14 protein-coding genes are annotated in these 18,207 nt (G+C 38.6%); 2 read left to right on the top strand and 12 right to left on the bottom strand.

Features of this window, described 5'->3' with window-relative positions:
* Window positions 1-68: 68 nt before the first annotated feature.
* The 12 genes from B2R82_RS08650 to B2R82_RS08595 all read right to left on the bottom strand — a co-directional run bounded on the left by B2R82_RS08650 (window position 69) and on the right by B2R82_RS08595 (window position 15,890).
* On the bottom strand, window positions 69-1,841 hold the full coding sequence (locus B2R82_RS08650) for an oleate hydratase (RefSeq protein WP_286924472.1): 1,773 nt from the start codon (window positions 1,839-1,841) through the stop codon (window positions 69-71).
* A gap of 512 nt (window positions 1,842-2,353) precedes the next feature.
* Window positions 2,354-2,590 carry a small acid-soluble spore protein Tlp gene (tlp, locus tag B2R82_RS08645; RefSeq protein ID WP_054771266.1) on the bottom strand — a complete coding sequence of 79 codons (237 nt, stop codon included), beginning with the start codon at window positions 2,588-2,590 and terminating at the stop codon, window positions 2,354-2,356.
* A gap of 369 nt (window positions 2,591-2,959) precedes the next feature.
* Window positions 2,960-3,139 carry a TcpD family membrane protein gene (locus tag B2R82_RS08640; protein ID WP_283870015.1) on the bottom strand — a complete coding sequence of 60 codons (180 nt, stop codon included), beginning with the start codon at window positions 3,137-3,139 and terminating at the stop codon, window positions 2,960-2,962.
* A 578-nt stretch (window positions 3,140-3,717) separates the two neighbouring features.
* Window positions 3,718-5,079, bottom strand: a complete 1,362-nt coding sequence (locus B2R82_RS08635; protein ID WP_286924471.1) for a TraB/GumN family protein — start codon at window positions 5,077-5,079, stop codon at window positions 3,718-3,720.
* 669 nt (window positions 5,080-5,748) lie between these two features.
* The gene (locus B2R82_RS08630) at window positions 5,749-6,447 is read right to left on the bottom strand and encodes an MBL fold metallo-hydrolase (RefSeq protein WP_286924470.1); all 699 of its coding nucleotides are present in this window, start codon (window positions 6,445-6,447) and stop codon (window positions 5,749-5,751) included.
* Between the two features lie 1,085 nt (window positions 6,448-7,532).
* On the bottom strand, window positions 7,533-9,194 hold the full coding sequence (locus tag B2R82_RS08625) for a helix-turn-helix domain-containing protein (RefSeq protein WP_286924469.1): 1,662 nt from the start codon (window positions 9,192-9,194) through the stop codon (window positions 7,533-7,535).
* Window positions 9,195-9,331: 137 nt separating this feature from the next.
* Complete coding sequence (locus B2R82_RS08620) at window positions 9,332-10,294, bottom strand: ABC transporter substrate-binding protein (protein WP_286924468.1); 963 nt, start codon at window positions 10,292-10,294, stop codon at window positions 9,332-9,334.
* 400 nt (window positions 10,295-10,694) lie between these two features.
* Window positions 10,695-13,274, bottom strand: a complete 2,580-nt coding sequence (locus B2R82_RS08615) for an ABC transporter permease (RefSeq protein ID WP_286924467.1) — start codon at window positions 13,272-13,274, stop codon at window positions 10,695-10,697.
* Window positions 13,271-13,954: an ABC transporter ATP-binding protein gene (locus B2R82_RS08610; protein WP_286924466.1), complete on the bottom strand. Its 684-nt coding sequence runs from the start codon at window positions 13,952-13,954 to the stop codon at window positions 13,271-13,273. Before B2R82_RS08610 ends, B2R82_RS08615 begins: the two co-directional genes overlap by 4 nt.
* Before the next feature lie 82 nt (window positions 13,955-14,036).
* Window positions 14,037-15,026, bottom strand: coding sequence for a sensor histidine kinase (locus tag B2R82_RS08605; RefSeq protein WP_286924465.1), 990 nt, complete (start codon window positions 15,024-15,026; stop codon window positions 14,037-14,039).
* Window positions 15,013-15,699: a response regulator transcription factor gene (locus B2R82_RS08600; RefSeq protein WP_286924464.1), complete on the bottom strand. Its 687-nt coding sequence runs from the start codon at window positions 15,697-15,699 to the stop codon at window positions 15,013-15,015. Before B2R82_RS08600 ends, B2R82_RS08605 begins: the two co-directional genes overlap by 14 nt.
* Window positions 15,696-15,890, bottom strand: a complete 195-nt coding sequence (locus tag B2R82_RS08595) for a DNA-binding protein (RefSeq protein ID WP_286924463.1) — start codon at window positions 15,888-15,890, stop codon at window positions 15,696-15,698. Before B2R82_RS08595 ends, B2R82_RS08600 begins: the two co-directional genes overlap by 4 nt.
* Window positions 15,891-16,477: 587 nt before the next feature.
* On the opposite strand from B2R82_RS08595, the gene B2R82_RS08590 reads away from it, so the two are divergent.
* Both B2R82_RS08590 and B2R82_RS08585 read left to right on the top strand, forming a co-directional pair.
* Window positions 16,478-17,176, top strand: a complete 699-nt coding sequence (locus B2R82_RS08590) for a Crp/Fnr family transcriptional regulator (RefSeq protein WP_286924462.1) — start codon at window positions 16,478-16,480, stop codon at window positions 17,174-17,176.
* 79 nt (window positions 17,177-17,255) lie between these two features.
* The gene (locus B2R82_RS08585) at window positions 17,256-17,915 is read left to right on the top strand and encodes a peroxiredoxin-like family protein (RefSeq protein WP_286924461.1); all 660 of its coding nucleotides are present in this window, start codon (window positions 17,256-17,258) and stop codon (window positions 17,913-17,915) included.
* The last annotated feature ends 292 nt before the right edge of the window (window positions 17,916-18,207 follow it).

Here is an 18,207-nt window from a genome sequence, read left to right as displayed (position 1 = left end):
CATTTAGTTTTTCAACACTATGTAAAAAAGCTGATTCAATTATGAATCAGCTTTTTTAGTACATATCTCTAAATCAATTTACTTTCTTTCAGTAAATCATAGATGATTGTGTCTTTCGTTTTATGAATACCAAATTTACCTATTTGTTTCAAGATAAATGGAGCATCTACATCTGTTAATTTTTTACCATCCAGTAAACGAGCAGTTGAAGATAATAAAGTACGAATGTCAAAAGTAGATGCAAATACTTCAGGAACGCCTCGATCAATATCTAATAATTGATAAACAGCTTCCATCGCTGTTCTTACTGAATATTCTGTTGTAAATACAGTGTCTCTTTCTGTTTCACTAAAGTTCCCAATGAAGGCTAGGTTAGCAGATCCACTAGGAACAACTAAAGGGCGATCTCCCAGTGCTCTAGGCATAAAGTAAGATGTTATATAAGGCATGTAACAAGGAATCGTATTGCAAGAGTTCTGTGCTAAATCCGGTATTTCATCTACTGGTACACCCATATGGTACAGCCATTCTTGCGCTATCTCACTTCCAGAACATTCAGTGATACTCTTTTTAATAAAATCACCTGGTTTATTAGATAGTAAACCATAAATCCAAACTACTAATTGATCTTTTGGTTGATCTTTAAAATGAGGTTGTCGGTTTAATGTATAGCTTAGCATCCAGTTAGAATCTGTAGCCGTTACAATACCACCTGTCACTACCTTACCAGCATATGGATCTCTTTTACTGATTTTTTCAATATACGGAGCAACTCGATCATCCAATGTAGTAAGTGTTGCTGAAACAAACCAACTTTCTTCCGGAAGATTATCGCAGAATTTTTCTGGTCGACCAAATTCAGAATCTTGGGAAGCGATGTTTTTCCAAAGTGACCAGCTTCCGCCTAAATCAGTACTTACAGGAGCTGGCGTATTATTGTCACCATAAGTTGTACTCTCCGTGATACTACCATTTGTAACAAATACTAATTCATTTTCTGTTAGCTCAATATTCTTTTTCACACCATTTTGTTTTAATACTAAAGTATGGGCTACTTTTTTATCGCCAACTTTATCAACTAAAACATTCTCTACAACCGTATTAAATTGGAAATCAACATGATGGCTTTCCAAATATTTAATCATAGGAAGTACTAAAGATTCGTACTGATTATATTTTGTAAATTTCAAAGCAGATAAATCAGGTAGACCCCCAACATGATGAATGAAACGCATAATATAACGACGCATTTCCATTGCAGAATGCCATTTTTCAAAAGCAAACATCGTAGACCAATAGAGCCAGAAATTCGATTCAAAGAACTCTTCAGAGAAAACATCTGTAATTTTTACATCCTCTAATTTCTCTTCAGGCGTAAAGAATAATTTAATCATTTCTTCAGATGCTTTATCAGATAGCGTAAACTTCCCATCATCCTCAAGTCTTTGGCCCCTATTTTCAATTAATCTACATTTTGAATAGTTAGGATCCTCTTTATTTAACCAATAAAATTCATCTAAAACAGAAGCATTTTCTATTTCTAAAGATGGGATGGAACGGAATAGATCCCATAGGCATTCAAAATGATCTTCCATTTCTCGACCACCGCGAATAATAAAGCCTCTTGTCGGATTTAAAATACCATCAAGACTACCACCTGAGATATCTAGTTCTTCGAGAATATGAATATTCTCTCCCTTCATTTGACCATCACGAATTAAAAAACATGCGGCTGACAGTGAAGCTAGCCCTGAACCAACAAGATACGCTGATTTCTCATCAACACCTACAGGTTTTTTAGGACGTGCAAAAGCCTCATAATTACCATTACTGTAATACATAATACCGCCTCCATAAACTATTATCGTGATATAGTATATCATCAATTTGCATGGTAATGGTAAAAAGAGAGAGAAATTAACAAAAAATTCAATTTTGAAGTTAAACTCAAGATATACATATACCCTATTATTGGACATAACAATTCATTGCATTTTTATAAATTATTCTTTATATCAAAGTGATTATGCAAAGCCTGAATATTAGATTACCCTTGTAACGGAAAACCTTTAGAGCACTTGGATTGATAGCATGATTTTCTTCTATAATATTTACCATAAAGCTGTTAAAGTATATAATCTTTTCAGAATAGCCTTGCATAATTATTATATCAATAAAATAAAAAGATGATTCAACAGTCAAACTTTATTTTTTGCCCTCTCCCTTTAATTACCAATTAAATGTTAATAAGCAGATGGCAATATAGAGGCCCATTATAGAGCTTCTAAACCATCTGCTTTTATTGGAGGCACTTTTAGAAAGATGAGAGAAGTTAGTAGCTAAGTGTTCTTCTCTACACTTCCCCTTTTTTACGCGCTGCCATTTCATCTTTCATTTCTTCTTTTAATCCTTCAATTGACTTTTGACGTCGCTTATTCTTTTCTTTAATCATTTCACTTTGCATAGGATCTGCAAATTCCAGACTAATTTCCGCTTCATGTAGTTTTTCTTCAGTGTTCTTAATGATATCACCAATTCGTTCAACGTTATTGGATCTATCATCTGGTTTCGAGTGTCTTGAATTAGCCAAGGTAACCTCCTTAAAATTTTGACGTAACATTAGTTTGGATTTTTTTTATGTTTATATGTGCACTAATTTGAAAAGTGTGTTTGCCACACGAAGAGACACTGGAAGAATCAGGCACTAAAGCGAATATCTAATAAAAAGACAGAATCCACCTTTTAACCTTACAGAAGAAAATAAACAAGAGTAAAAACAGTAACGTATAATTACACAGGGTATGGGGACTACAAACCTGGAAATGGTATAGGATGGGCATTTGATTTGAAGCATGAATCTCCGCAAGCAGTGGTATTGGACGCATCAAGATTATTGATAGGAAATATAAGAGAAGGGTGGTTCAAAAGAGCTACCCTTCAATTTTTCTCATGCCCCTTACTAACCTCCACCTGCTAATAAGATACTTGAACTAAAAGTCCAGATTATAAGAGCAAATAGAAATGAAGTTAATGCTATTCCTTCGTTTTGTTTGGAGAAATGCTTTAAAAAGCGGAACATAAAAAAAAATGCAATTACAGGCATTAAAAATAATGCAGAGAATAAAACTATTGCCTCCATATTCCTAGTCCTCCTTAATTATCAATAATAAAGCTAACTAATATGCTCTAAATGAGCAAATACTCTTCAAATAATTACCATCAAACAAAATAAAAAGACAGAAACCACCTTTTTAGTTAAAATGAAAGCTTTAACCCAATCAATCCACTAAAGAAGCGTATCTGTCTTTTGAATAGATTAACATATCACCAATAAATCAACAAAGAATTTCATGATAGGCATTTGTCCTTTTACTTTTCAAAACCCATTTTCTGTCGAGCATTGGTTTTATAGGCAATACGAAAGAGATATGTCTTAAGCCACCACCAAAATCATTAATACGCCGGAGAAGAACCTGTTTTTCTCTTACTCAACGATAAAACAAATCCTTCTTCACGGACGACTCGGCCAACTATAGCTGCAGTTATCACGGCTTGCACCCTGATGGGAATAGTATATGGGGGCATCAAATCGTGCAACTGATGCCGAAATTCGATTATTCAGTAAAGAAACAACCAATAGTAAAATTCAACTTTCGTTAGATATGATGAATCAACTGCAATAGTATAGAACTACACAGCCTGTATCTCTTTTAGAGTTTATTGATAAAACGGCTTCACTTCGTATCCGTTTTTCTCCAAATGATAGCGAACGCTTTTCTCGATTAAAAAGTGACCTGAACCAACAACAACAAAGTACGTACCTTTTTTCTCTTTAAGTAAGTTCATGATTTTCTTTGCCATTTGTTCATCACGTAAACCAAATAGCATTTCGTTGTATTCTGAAGATTCTCCTTCCATCGCTCGGAAGCTTTTTGCGAAGTTTTCAACCTCCCCTTGCTTCCAGCTTGTAAACCACTCTCCGAGGAATTCAGACTGATTTTCTCCAGATGGCGTGAGTATGCTATCCAGTACAGCGACTAAAGATTGTTCCTGTGCTTCTGGTGATAACCCGTCAAACATATCAACTTGTGCCTTAGTACCCTCTAATTCAATCACTGGCTTTTGTTTTAGCTGTGCATTCAATAAAAAGTATATATCAATACCATGCATCGCCATTTCTTGTGGCGTCATACCATAGGAATCATCCATAGCCAGCAATGATAACGTATTTGAAAGCATCCAAGGCTTTTGTAATGCCAATTCTTCCATCGGGAGATCATAAAGCGCTGCAACTTTCTCTAGCTTTGCATAAGTTTCTGGCGCAACAGCATCTTTCAGTGTTAAGCCATCTGTATACATTGCCTTTTCTGAATAGTATTCAAGCCCTTTTGTATCCAGAATATTTGCCTCTACTAATAGTGCGTCCGCTTCTTCAAACGCTGTCATTAGTTTTTTATTGAATGGATATAAATCTGGTGTACCTAGATGAATGGAACCCAGTAAATATACACGTGTATCCTCATCCTCAACTACCCAGGCTACTCCCTTCGATCCTTGCTCTGCAAGCTCATATGTATTCTTAATAAATCGAACAGCTAGTAGAACAGCCTGCTGTGTCGTTGCCTTTTTCTCTAACTGTAATCCGCTTTTAGAGCCTTGTAATATGTTATGCTCTTTCATAAATTGAACGGCATCTGTGCCAACAGGTAAATCATAGCGTGCCACGATATTATACAAGCGATTCACAATATCACCGCGTGTGTTATCATTTTTCACACTGACTGGCTTATACTGTTTATTTTCTTTTAAGCCCAAAGAGGCAATTTTCTTTTCTGTTAATGCCAGTAGTTCATTTACCTTCTCCACCGGAATTTCTTGAAGGAAGCCCTTATAATACCAATCAGTTGGATAAATCCCGTATTTTTCACCCTCGTTTAATGTTTCAATAGCCCAATCACTAATTAAAGGTACTAGGGGTGGTGATTGCTCCTCTGCATGAACCGCTGGCATAACCGCAGTCAGCATTAATGAAGCGCCAAGCAACGCAGCACTCGTTCGTTTCATTATCTTTTTCATCATATCTTTTCTCTCCCTTATTCATATTTGCTAAAGCAACATTTGAAATTATACCATATAAAACCCATCTATTTTATACTTAATGTGGTAATGTTTACAATATTGTATGACCTTGAAAATTAGATCGAAATAACGAGAGATTAGCTGTACGTTCTGAAATAATTCTATAAATTATTTTAGTTTTTGGGTCAATTTTATCAAATGTGAAATAGAAAAAAATCCTGCATATAAACACAGGATTTTATAAATTATTAGCTACTACATCATATGTAGCTTTTGGTATAAAAATTAATTAAAAATTTAAATCCATCTAGAACTAATGTTGAAATCAATATAAGAACGGTCCTAAACATATAAATAGATTAAGGATGCAAATATTTTTCCAAAACAAGAGCTGCTAGATTGTTGGTGTCAGGTATAACACAGCTGCTAAAGTAGCTATATTTTTATTAGAACGAGGTTATACGGTAAAAGAGCTAACCAGTGGGATCGCAGCTTAGTAATGGGGTTCCCTGTCTCAAGATGTTAATCTTTCTAACCGTAGTGGGTGCTGCCTCTAGTACTGTTGCTTCATATGATTAGGTATTATGGAAATTATCATTGAAAATAAAATTAATTACTTGCAAACGTAACCATAAAAAATAGGTTCGTAGTCGAAGCAAGAATTGAATATTATTGGGTCTTCGTTTCTTTAATATAATTTAAAGATTCTAGTTTCCGTTTTAATATTTCTTCTTTGCTGTCTGCCATTTGACCATGACCAGTGATAAGGAAATGGATATCGTGATTTTCTAATATAGACTCAGTTTTTTCAAGTGTTTCCACATATGCCTCGTTACTTAGATGAATAGACGGATTCTCTACGTCAGAAAAATAATCACCCGCAATCCATAATCCTAAAGGTTCTACGACGATAAATAAACCATCATCACAGTGTCCATCAGCTTTATAAAATGTTAAAGAAGTATTGCCAAATTCTAATACTTGCCCTTCTTTATACACCACAATATCTACATGCGGATAGATAATCGGATAGTCTCGAGAGATATAATGTTTTACATCAAAGTCTTTCAACTGTTGTAAAATATTTTCCTTATCCTCTCTATCTTTAAAAACATCTCTTGCAATAACAGTTGCTTCTGGAAAAACACCATATCCAATAATATGATCCCAATGGGAATGTGTAAAAAGAAGATAGATAGGACGATTATCTTTTATTCCGTTTACGAACTGTCGGATTTCTTCTACCTCTATAGGCAATAAATTAGGATCAACAATTACGATACAATCATCTGTATGTATGACAATTGAAGTTGTTTGGTATAATTGACTTTCAAATAATGTAAAGTCCTTTTCTTGATATCGAATCATTATTTTTCTTTTCCTTTCATTCGTTCACTTTTACCTCTTTTTATGTCATTATTTACTAATTTACTATTTAATGCAACATTTACTATTTTCATTTTACATTATCTTTACAATCTACAAGACGTTACTGTACTCTGATTAATAAATTTTTGTTTTGGGATTAACTAAAAAAACCTAAAATATAAATAATTGAATTTTTTGCTATAATTAAACTCAGTAACCACTAATAATTCCAAAGTATAAATAGCCTTGATAATGAGCCTTATGCAAAATGGTAAAGCGGTTGAGTGTTGTAGAATTTGCAGATGAAAATTCATTGTATTCTATCAAATGTAGGGGCTAAAATTGCAGAATGTTTAGATAGTAAAGCTTTAAACCTTACAATGGTTGGATTGATATTTATGAGTTTATAATTGGAGGTAGATTTAGACGAGAACGTTAGTAATCCTTTTCTGGGTATTTATATATATTTATTTCATGAATAAAATAGGTGTTGAAAAAAATATCTTTTACTTAATTTATTCATTAATTATTGTTCTTAGCGGTATAGTGATTATATTTAAATATTCACAAAAAAAGTAGGAAATGTATAAACTAGTACACTGTAGATCACATTTTACTTATAGGGGATACTTCTAAAATAATAGAAGTGGTACAAGCTTATGAATTTGGAAAATATGATTTAAATACAGGCGCTCGATTAACAAAAGAAATAACGAGATTATGAATAGAAGTGATTTAGTTGAAGATTTGTATTCGAAATTAATCAATTTTTATTATAAACAGGTGAAGCCACGTATTTTTGACCTAACTTCGTTCAAAATACGTGGCTTATTTTTATACAAAAACTAAGGAAGTCGGCAACATTTATAAAAAATATCACGTATGTCGCGTAAATTTTAAAATTTGCTGTTTTCTATTTTAAGATTCTATAGCTCGAAGTTACATTGTTCAGAGTAGTACACCGCTGTATGACCTCTTTGTAGCTTCTTAATATCCAATTTATCACTATTCTTTGTATGATTACTTTTGGGTTTTGTTTGAATTTTCAAGACACATAATTGAATTGATAATGAGTTACTAAGTAATCACATAGTCCTCTTCTTAAAAATAGACGGTAGAACCTCTAACAACCGTTCACGTGTGATAGGATCACAATGATTCCATGTAAAATCTACGAAATGAGTCTTACTGGGAGTTAACTCGGCTAAAGTGGCGATCTGTGGACAGTGAGTAATATTTTTCAATTCTTGGGGAGAAGCCAAGATAAAATTACGCTCTCCAGCATAGTGATTTATTTGATGTTGCTGAATTTCTATCCATGCTTGCCCTTGCTGAATTAGCTGAATTACTTTGGGAGTGGGACGAAAACCAAGAGATTCATATAAGCTGGCAGCCAACCCGGTCTGACACATAACATAATATTTTGCACCTAACTTGAGATAAACAGTAGCCGTCTCCCCAGCAACATAAGCATTGGCTAATTGCCTACGTACCAATCTTACTTTGTCCTCATATGTAGTAATCCATTTCTCTGCCGCTCTACTCCGTTCAAATAGTTTAGCAATATACCGTAACCGCTCGAACAATCTAAACCTCTTGTCCAGTACAACAGTTGGAGCAAGAGCATCCAGTTCCTGCAAATCTTGTGGATAGTAGCTAAGCAATATGAATTCAGGCTGCAGAGGTGCTATTTTATCTGGGTCTGCCCAATGCCCGATACTTTGAATATTTCGCAGCTTATTATGATAAATCACGTTATCTTTCATGACAGAGATGGCCGCTCCTATAGGGGAGATGCCTAGAACTAGTAATTCCCCAAGTGTAAATTTACCATCAGTCACAATACGTGTTGCACCTGTAGGAACAAGAACCTTTCTGCCCAGTGAATCGATAACGGTTCTTTCTGGAGTATGAAGATGAATATTTGCATATTCGCGAGGGGTATTTCCAGTTAATTTATGAAAGCACCGACTGAAATAGTATTCATCTTTAAACCCAATCTGACGAGCTATTTTGCTCAATGGATCGGTGGTATTACGGAGAAGTTCTTTTGCCTGGTTTATACGTAATTGAGTCAAATAATCAGTCGACTTTTTGCCAGTCAATGTCTTAAACTTTTGACTATATTGCCATCTGACCATTCCAGCCATGTTAGCCAGTTGTTCTACTGACAAGTCCTCATCATAATGCTGTTCTATGTACTGTACAGTTTGTTGAACCAATTTTATCTTTTCTTTGTTCTGCCACTGGGCAGCTTGCTCATCTAACTGAGCCATCAACCCTAGTATCAGCTGAAGTCTACCTTGCATCATCGCCATTTCTGATGTGGATAGAGAGGAACAAAATTGATTATTTATCCATGCTTCATTTCCTAATACTTGCTTGACTTGAGAAAATAACAGATTATAGGGATAGCCACAAAGCAATGGTGGATGGACAACCCGGTTTAAAGTCATTCCTTCTATTTTAAAAGTTTCAAAGGTAAAACGCGCAAGCTGTGCCTCTTTGTTACTTGATTCTACAGTGTAGCTTTGTACAGGTAAAATTAGAATGCAGCTTCCTTGTCGTAGATCGATAGCCATTTTATCTACATACAGCCGTATGTCATGACTAAGTGCTATCAATAATGTGCATAAATTTATTTCATTATCATTTATTCCCTTATTGTGGCTACTAGCTGACATTATCTGATCAACTTGAAATCGATCATAATGTTGTAGCCTAATATATAGGGGTGCTAGATTCATAAGCAACTCTCCAAATTTTGAAAATGATTCTCATTATCATTATTGTAACATATAATGATCCTCTATCAACTATTGTTCGAGTATGTGCTATTTTAGAATACAAACGGTTTAAAAAATTGATTGGGCAAATACAATTTTTACTGTTTGTCCATCCATTCTGGTAGCTTTTTATACAATTGCTCCAAAGCTAATAAATTATCTGTATTCCATTCATTAGGAACAACATAAACATTTCCCTTTTTGACTGCAGGCAAAGTTCCCCAAATTGGGCTTTGAAGCAGTCGATCAGCTTCTGCTTCACTTTCACTATCCTCTTGTACAATTACAAACAAATGATCACCAGCAAACTCAGGAAGCACCTCTTCGGAAACCTCTAGGAAAGATACCCCTTCTACATCAATAATATTCTTCTGTACTGCTGGTGGGACAGCAAAGCCATTTTTCCCATAAATAATAGCACCTAGACTACGATCACCCATAACATAAAGCGTCTTTCCTAGCTGATAGAAAACTGTTGCGGTCTCTCCTTCTGTTAATTGAAACTTGTCAAACATTTCTTTAGACTTTGTTTCAAACTTAGCAAGCAATTGAGCTACTTCTTCCTGCTTACCTAGGATATTCCCCATCTCTTTTACTCGTTCTGTATAAGGAAGAGCAGGGTTAAAGGGAATCGTAGTAGCGATTTTTGACAATTCTTCGTTAAGATTTGGATCCGCCTTGTAATAGCCATTAATAATCAGATCAGGTTTTAAAGTCAGAATCGTCTCTAAGTCAGCAGGATTTCCAATATCAACGATTCCTTCAAGTTTGCCTTCATAGTAACTAGGAGAATCTTTGGGAAGATTATTACCAACAATTGGAATATCCATCACCAAGAAATCACCAACTGTCTGACCAATATAAACCACTCGTTTTGGATCTGCAGGTATTTCAACCTGTTCACCTGTAATCGTTGTATATTGAACTGTTTTCTCACTTTCCTCTTCCTGCTCATTAGACTTGTTGCTATTAGCATTAGAAGTACTGCATGCCGATATTATCAACAATAGGAGGAAACTCCCTACCCATAGTATAATTTGCTTTTCACGATGTTTCTTCACACTTGTTGCCCCTTTCCTTTCTTACTCTTAATTGAAAATGATTATCATTTACAACATTATTATAGTTTGTGCGAATAGGAGAAACAATGGAAAAAACGCAATGATTTAATTGGATAAATGTCAATAATCGTTTCAAAACAAAAATCTGTTCACTTATTTCGTTTATAAGCAAACAGATGTACATTACACATATATTTTGTATTTTTAAAAAGACTTATTATATTGTAACAAACTTAATTGTCTAAAAACATATTCTCCGCACGGGTGACGGTTAACCTTTGTTTAAATGTTTCTGTTTCGGAAAAAAGTATCTGCCCAGCAACGTTTTTTTCTTCCTGCTGTCGGGCAGAAGACAGATTCTGCAATTACAAAATCAAATGGCCTTTGGGAAGATTATGAATCAAGTCATATCATCCCGAAGCGCGTCAATAATATTTTCTCTTTTTATCTTGCTAATGGCATACAGCATTGTCATGAACACCACAAAGAGCACACTGAACACGCTGATTGCCAGACTGCCCCATGGGAACACAAAATCGATATTGTCCGCCCCTCCGACGAACATTCCTTTGTAAATCAACCAAGAAGAGATTGCTGCTATGGGAAGTCCGAAGAGTAGCGCCCTCATGCCATAAAAGGCACACTCGAAATTCATCATTTTTTGGAAATCGCGTTCAGACATCCCCACAGAAAGGAGCATGGCAAGCTCTCGGCGGCGCAGCTTGATATTTGTGGAAATTGTGTTGAACACATTAGCAACCGCAATCAGCGATATCATAATGATAAAAGTATATGCGAACACGTTGGCAATGAAGATGTAATTGCGGTTCTCATCCATCATGTCATAGCTATTGTACAGGTGGTACGTTGCTTTAACTTCCGCCCCTTGAATCATCGATTTCATTTCAGCCACCGACTGCGAGGGATTCTTTGAGCTAAAGGTCATGCCCTTAACAGCTACATGGGTATCGGAGGTTTCAAGCTTCTCCTTGAGTGAATAGGGTGCCATCACCCTAAAAAAGTATGGCCTCTGCTCGGAGTTTCCTATGATGGGGAGTGTGTCAGGCGGCACGGTCTCGACAAACGTAATGCTTACGTTTTGCCTCTGTTCCGTCTTCGGCTCGCCATTCGTTTTGGGAGCGATGGTAAAATTCATGGAAGAACCCGTGAACATATCACTAAATTGGTCAACCTCTTTCACCCGATTGCTGCGGTCTTGCATTTTGGCAACGGCGATCATTTTCGCATTTTGCCCAGTATATTCCTCTACTGGCAAGCCCAAGTCTTTGATAATATTTAGATAGGCGTTATCATCAAGAAGCTGGATGTCCATTGGCAGATTAACCGTTCCGTCCAGCGAATATGAACTCGCGTATTCCCAGTAATCGTCTGAAAGATCACTTGCTTTGGCCGCGCATGAATACACCAAAAGTGCTTGATACGAGCTTTCGTAAACACCGTAAGCGGTTTTTAGTTTGTCGTAAAGTGACAACATTTCGTTATCTCCCATATCCTGCGCGGCAAAACCGATGTCATAGGTAGTAAACTCCACTGCCCGCTCCGACACCTGTTTCATATTCGTGACAAAAGAACTGGCCGATACAAACAACACAACGCTTAAAACAAGGGATAGTACAATGCTGCGATAGCGTTTCTTGTTTCTTTTAAAATTCTTTAGTGCAAGAGTACCTTCCAAGCCGTAAATACGCTCCGCAAGCTTTGAAGTTTTCACGGCTTTGGATTCAACTTTGACCTCGTTCGTCTGGCGAATACTTTCCATAACGGGAGTGCTTGCAGCCTTTCGCGCCGGAATATAAGCCGAAATCAGAATCGTAACCATGCTGACCGCCGCCGCAACGACAATTGCGGAGACTGACACCGTCATGGTAAAAGGGACGTTGGTATAGAGAATGTTCCCAAAATTCTTGGCGACAACGGAAATCACAAGCCAAATGCTGCCTATACCGACGATAACGCCAATCGGTATACCGATCGCACCGATACAAAGCCCCTCAAACAGCACCGAATTTCGCAGCTGCCTTGCTGTGGCTCCCACTGACGAGAGAATCCCGAACTGGCGTGTGCGTTCGTTCAGCGAGATGGTGAATGCGTTATAAATCAGAAAAATCGAGCCTATCATGATGATGACGACCACAATGCCGCCCACCGCGTATAGAAGCGTGTTGAACAAATTATCGTCCGAAAGACCCATGAAGCGCAGCACATTATCGTTAAAGACGTAAGTTTCGCTTCCGGCTTTGCTGCTTGCGTAAGCGTGGAGCTGGCGCGGATTTTTCAGCTTGACAAATAGACTGAAGTTGTCCACTTTGTCTTGTACATCCGCTTTGGTTATCAAGGTGTATCCCGGTGCGGAAGATTCCTCAAAGCCTGGTCTTTGGTAGATACCGACAACCGTATAAGTTCTCTCGACTTCTGGCACAAAAGTTTCTTTCCCGGAAATGTAAGGGATGTGTTGACCGAGATTTTTATTTCCGTCCATGCGACTTCCAACAGCAAGTGAAAGCGTGTCTCCCTCTGAGAATTTAACGCCACCGTTTACTGCGACGCTCCCCGAAACAAGAATCTCCCCGCTGTTTTCAGGCAGCCTACCGGACATCAGGTTGATGGACAAAGTACTAAAAGTTTCCTTGCTAAATCCGGCTATAAAGAGGTACGGTTTGTTGGGGTTTTTACCGCCGTCAAGCGTTGCGTAACCGATATTTTCAAATGCCGCGGTGTCAGCGACTTCCTCGTCGTGGGTTCGTTCCTGTACGAAGGAAGAAGGGACATCCAAAAACTCAACGTGCCAATTGCCGTATTTCTGGATTGCGCCGTTTGTCATATAATTCAGCAGGGAAACGCCAAAGGTAGTTACGGCTGTGATCATGGCGGCGGACAGAACAACTCCGATAATCGTGACAATCGTTCGAGTACGGCTTTTTTTCATGCTTTGCAGGGTAACTTTATTGAAAATGTTCATGACCGCACCCTCTCGTCTCGCACTATATTGCCATCTGATATACCGATAATGCGGTCTGCTTGCAAGGCGATATTTTCGTCATGCGTGACAAGGAGCAGGGTCTGCCCATATTTTTTATTGCTTTCTTTCAGCAATTTGATGATTTCATGCCCATTCCGGCTGTCCAAACTGCCCGTGGGTTCGTCGGCAAGCATAACAGCCGGGGCGTTCATCAAAGCGCGTCCTATGGAGACGCGCTGTTGCTGACCGCCTGAAAGCTGATTGGGTAAATGCGTCTTGCGGTCTTGTAACCCAAGCATTTCGAGCAGGTCATTCAGCCGTTCCTCGTTGACTTGCCGCTTATCCATCAGGATAGGCAAGGTGATATTTTCCACCACATTTAGAGTGGGAATGAGGTTGTGAAACTGGTAAATCAGTCCGACCTGCCGCCTGCGGAAAATAGCGAGCTTCTCATTGCTTTGGGCATATACATCCTGCCCGTTCAAATATACTTTTCCGCTTGTCGGGACGTCCACGCCCCCAATGATGTGAAGCAATGTGGATTTACCGGAGCCGGAGGAGCCGATGATTGCGGTAAACTCCCCCTTTTGGATTGTAAGCGAAACATGGTCAAGCGCGACAACTTGGTTTTCACCCTTACCGTAGACCTTGGATAGATTTTCAATTTTTAAGAACTCCATTATGTGAGTCTCCTTTCACATGGTTTACCCATATAATAGAACCTTCAACTTACATCTCTGTGACTTTCAGATGAGAGATTCGTCACTTTGGAAAACGAATGGCAAATATCGCACCGCCCTGCGGGTGATTTTTTGCGGTAATCGTCCCTCCCTGCCGTGTTATAATCATCTTGCAGAGAGCCAATCCAATCCCGTATCCTGTAGCGTTTGGGTTTATCCCACGATAATACCTATCAAACAGGTAGGGTAGATCTTCTTTTTCAAAACCTGTGCCACTGTCGTGGATAGTAATCTGGGTAAACAGTGGGTTGTCCATGCAGACAATCTCAATCTTCCCGTTCTCGCCTGCGCTTTCCATGCAATTTTTGAGGATATTTTGAATTGCTTCCGAAAGCCAACCAGAATCGCCCTGAATAATTACCCCTTTCGGCGCGTCAATTTGCAAATCAATATCGTGCAGTTCCATTGAGATTAGAAACGGGCGAAGCGCAGCACATATCAAGTTGTTGACATCTATCTGCTCAATTTGGAACACCACTATGCCCGCGTCCAAGCGAGATAATTTCAATAGAGAAGTAATTAGCCAATCCATCCGAACAAGCAATTCCTCTGTTTCTCGTATAAATGCTTTCCGTTCGTTTTCATCAGGGTTATTCGCTAGTAATGACAGAATGAGGTTTGCAGATGTGAGCGGGGTTCGGAGTTGGTGGGCTATGTCGGCAAGCGAATCGGCAAGATGTTCTTTTTCTTTTTTCAGCGCGTCGTTTTGCTCTCGAATACGCAACGTCATTTTTGTTATCTCGCTATGCAGAATGGAAAGTTCGCCCTCGTCCGATTCACCAATATACAGATGGTCAGCATTATGAAGCACTAGGTCGATTTGATTTGAAATCCGCGCAATGCTTTTATATCGGGCTTTGGTAAACGCAAAAAACGCTGTACCAAAGGTGGCGGCAGAAGCAATGGCAAGGATTCCCGCTGCCGCATTGATTGCAAATCCCACCATTACTAAGGCGATAGCGATTAAGGAGAACAAAATGACAAACTGTCGAAACTCTCTATTTCGAAGCATATTCGCGCCCCAATCTATACCCCGTCCCGCGAACAGTCAGAATTATTTGTGGGCTTGATGGGTCGTTCTCTATCTTCTCCCGCAAGCGTTTGATGTACACGGTCAGTGTATTGTCATTGACAAACTCGCCTGCCGCATCCCACAATTCGTCAAGTAGCCTGCCCCTCGTAATAATAATTTTTGGGTTGTTAATAAACACCAGTAACAAGCGGTATTCTAATGCTGAAAGAAAAACCTCGTTGCCATTTTTTTTCACAATGCCGCTTGCTGTATCGACATGAAGCTCGCGAATTTCAAAATCCGACCCAGAACGTCCGCTTTTTCGCAAGGCGGTTCCAATTCGCGCAATCAATTCACGCGGACGAAAAGGCTTGGTGATATAGTCGTCCGCACCCATGTTCAGCCCGGTAACAACACTCGCCTCATCGCCAGAAGCCGTCAGAAAGATAACAGGAACATCATGGCTTTCTTTGACTTCCGTGCAAACCGTAAAGCCATTTCCATCGGGCAAAGAAATATCAATTAACGCCAAGTCAAATTTATTCCTAGAAAGCGTAGCAAGGGCCTCACTCCGCGTAGAGGCGTGAATAACTGTAAATCCCTCCGAGCGAAGCAAAAGTATAAGGTTTTTAGCGATTGCCTTATCGTCCTCGACCAAAAATATCCGTTTCATTTATTTTCACCATCCTTTACTTTACTGCTCCTATATCTTCTGTCAGCCAGTTTTTCAGCGTCAATCGGAACAAGCCATGTATTTCCCATTTTTTTAGCTCCCTCAATCCGCCCAGCGGAGCAATGATACACTACCATTCTGTCTGTAATTCCCCAATTGTTCGCAGTTTCTTTTGTTGTTATATAATCCATTCATGGCACCTCCATAGCTTTAATATATTTCTTTTGACAGAAATATACAAACAGAGACATAAAACATGGCATTATCCATTTCACACGTTCCGCCAATTTTTATTAAGGGGAAATTCAGAGGGACCTTACTTTTCCCCAAATATTTTCATAATAAAAGGATTCAAGGACTATGACTTTAAATCAGTTAGAAAAGCAACCTATTGACATCTGATAATTGAAAGTCACCATGTTAATTCTATTCGTAACTTGCGTTGCTTTGAAACATTATATTTCTTGCTTCACGTTTATAACTTACCATTCAGTTGTAGGTACTGGAACACTCCCTCGCTTATCATTTCAATCGAAACAAAAAAGGACCACTACTGTGTTTAGAAAGTGATCCTGATTTATCCTCAAAAAGTTGTTTTTCGTGGAACGTGCAACAGAACAGGGTCTACTCCTGATTTGATATTGTAATATGGGTTCTTTTATAAGAAGTTGTATTATGAATATATGTGATACGAGATTTGAGTCTCTGCTCGAAAAGCTGCTACCAAAAGATAAAACCAAATATAGGAATATAAAAGGGAGGAAGGGAGGAACGATTGATGGATCGCATTCAATATTTGTCTCAGTTTAACCTGCTGCGTTCACTTTCCATGGAAGATTTGATCACAATGGACGAATTGACTTCAATCACAACTTTTTCAAAACATACGTTCATTCAAACACCTGAAACGTTCACTGAAGAGCTGTACTTTGTGAAGAAGGGAAAAGTGCGTCTCTATCAACTAAATAATGAGGGGAAGCAGTTCACTTTGGATATCTTGAGCGAGGGGAACATTTTTGGTGAGATAGGTGATATTTCATTGGGTACACGGGAACTGTTTATTGAAACAATCGAAGAAAGTGACATTTGTGTAATGGACAAAGAGCGGTTCGAGAGCTACCTCATTCGATGTCCACGATTCATGATGAATATGATTAAAGCCATGAGTGAACGGTTATCATACATGAGCAGCCTTGTCCAAAATCTAGCCATTGGAAAATTGCATGATAAAATCATTCATGTTCTGGTGGAACTTTCTGATCGGTTCGGAGTTTGGGATGAAGGTAACGATTACTGTCGAATCGACATGCTCATTTCCCATCAGGAGATTGCTCACTTGGTTGGAGCTTCAAGAGAAGCCGTGTCCATGGCTCTAAAAGAACTTTCGGAGACCGGTATAATACGTACAGGATTCCGTACAGTGGCTGTTTGCCGTACCATTCTCACGTCAGTTTGCTCAAATGATAGTAACTTGTAAACTAAATTACATCTTTTCATTTCGTCTACCCCGTATTATGGAGAAGAGTTAAATAATATGACGAAATGGAGAGATCTCGATGAAAAATTTACCTCTTTCACCCTTGCACTTTGATTTGGATAACGCCACTAAACAGATGGAAAAGATGCTCACTCCAGAAACGGTAACGATGTTTGAACAATCGATCATTCAATTGAGAGCATCAGGTCTCGCCACTGGCCTGAAGGTTGGAACAAAAGCTCCCGATTTTTCGCTGAAAGATCAGGACGGTACAAACGTTACCTTGTATGATTATACGGCACACGGCCCTGTTATCCTATTGTTCTATCGCGGAGTTTGGTGTCCGTTTTGCAATATTACTCTACGCGCTTATCAGCAAGCATCAGAACTATTTGAAGCGTCAGGAGCTCGGATACTTGCGATAAGTCCGCAATCCCCAGACTATTCAACTACTATGCAAACGAATAACAGTATCACCTTTCCAGTTTTAAGCGATACTGGTAACGAAGTTGCATCCCGATACAACATCGTATTCGAGCTTTCCGAATCAATACGCAACGTTTATCAGTCCCTTGGTATTTCGCTTGACGATTATAATGGCGATTCCTCTTGGACGCTTCCACTTCCAACAACTTTTGTCATCGATCGCTCGAACATCATTCGCCTAGCCTATATCGAAGCTGACTATAAACGGAGACTGGAGCCTTCGCAAATATTGGACGTGCTGGCCTCTTTATAAGGATTTGTAATCATGATTGGGGCTTCTCATGCAATTTGATGACAAGATTCCGATTCCGAATTCTATTGTAAATCTGAAGGGAGGGACTTGTACGACAGTACACGAATAGAATACATTAACCTGACAGAATCATATACATGCTTAATCTTTCTTAGCCTGACTTGGGCTTTTCCTATAATAGATTGTGGGTCTTATACTTCATAGCCGTTCCCACCTTACTACATGACAAAAGCGAAATGGCAAGTATAGACGCCCATCTCAAGAATTGAGAAAACGATAAGGATAGGTGGGA

This window comes from Lysinibacillus sp. UBA6686, assembly GCF_002455205.1.
GTDB classification, from domain to species: Bacteria; Bacillota; Bacilli; order Bacillales_A; family Planococcaceae; genus Lysinibacillus; species Lysinibacillus pakistanensis.
Note: the sequence above shows the minus strand (reverse complement) of the source record. Positions and strands in the feature narration are given on the sequence as shown.

Coding starts and splice junctions, on each gene's coding strand:
- B2R82_RS08650 (WP_286924472.1), bottom strand. CDS start 1,841: ATGTATTACAGTAATGGTAATTATGAGGCTTTTGCACGTCCTAAAAAA.
- B2R82_RS08590 (WP_286924462.1), top strand. CDS start 16,478: ATGGATCGCATTCAATATTTGTCTCAGTTTAACCTGCTGCGTTCACTT.
- B2R82_RS08615 (WP_286924467.1), bottom strand. CDS start 13,274: ATGAACATTTTCAATAAAGTTACCCTGCAAAGCATGAAAAAAAGCCGT.
- B2R82_RS08595 (WP_286924463.1), bottom strand. CDS start 15,890: ATGGATTATATAACAACAAAAGAAACTGCGAACAATTGGGGAATTACA.
- B2R82_RS08640 (WP_283870015.1), bottom strand. CDS start 3,139: ATGGAGGCAATAGTTTTATTCTCTGCATTATTTTTAATGCCTGTAATT.
- B2R82_RS08610 (WP_286924466.1), bottom strand. CDS start 13,954: ATGGAGTTCTTAAAAATTGAAAATCTATCCAAGGTCTACGGTAAGGGT.
- B2R82_RS08605 (WP_286924465.1), bottom strand. CDS start 15,026: ATGCTTCGAAATAGAGAGTTTCGACAGTTTGTCATTTTGTTCTCCTTA.
- B2R82_RS08625 (WP_286924469.1), bottom strand. CDS start 9,194: ATGAATCTAGCACCCCTATATATTAGGCTACAACATTATGATCGATTT.
- B2R82_RS08585 (WP_286924461.1), top strand. CDS start 17,256: ATGAAAAATTTACCTCTTTCACCCTTGCACTTTGATTTGGATAACGCC.
- B2R82_RS08635 (WP_286924471.1), bottom strand. CDS start 5,079: ATGATGAAAAAGATAATGAAACGAACGAGTGCTGCGTTGCTTGGCGCT.
- B2R82_RS08600 (WP_286924464.1), bottom strand. CDS start 15,699: ATGAAACGGATATTTTTGGTCGAGGACGATAAGGCAATCGCTAAAAAC.
- B2R82_RS08630 (WP_286924470.1), bottom strand. CDS start 6,447: ATGATTCGATATCAAGAAAAGGACTTTACATTATTTGAAAGTCAATTA.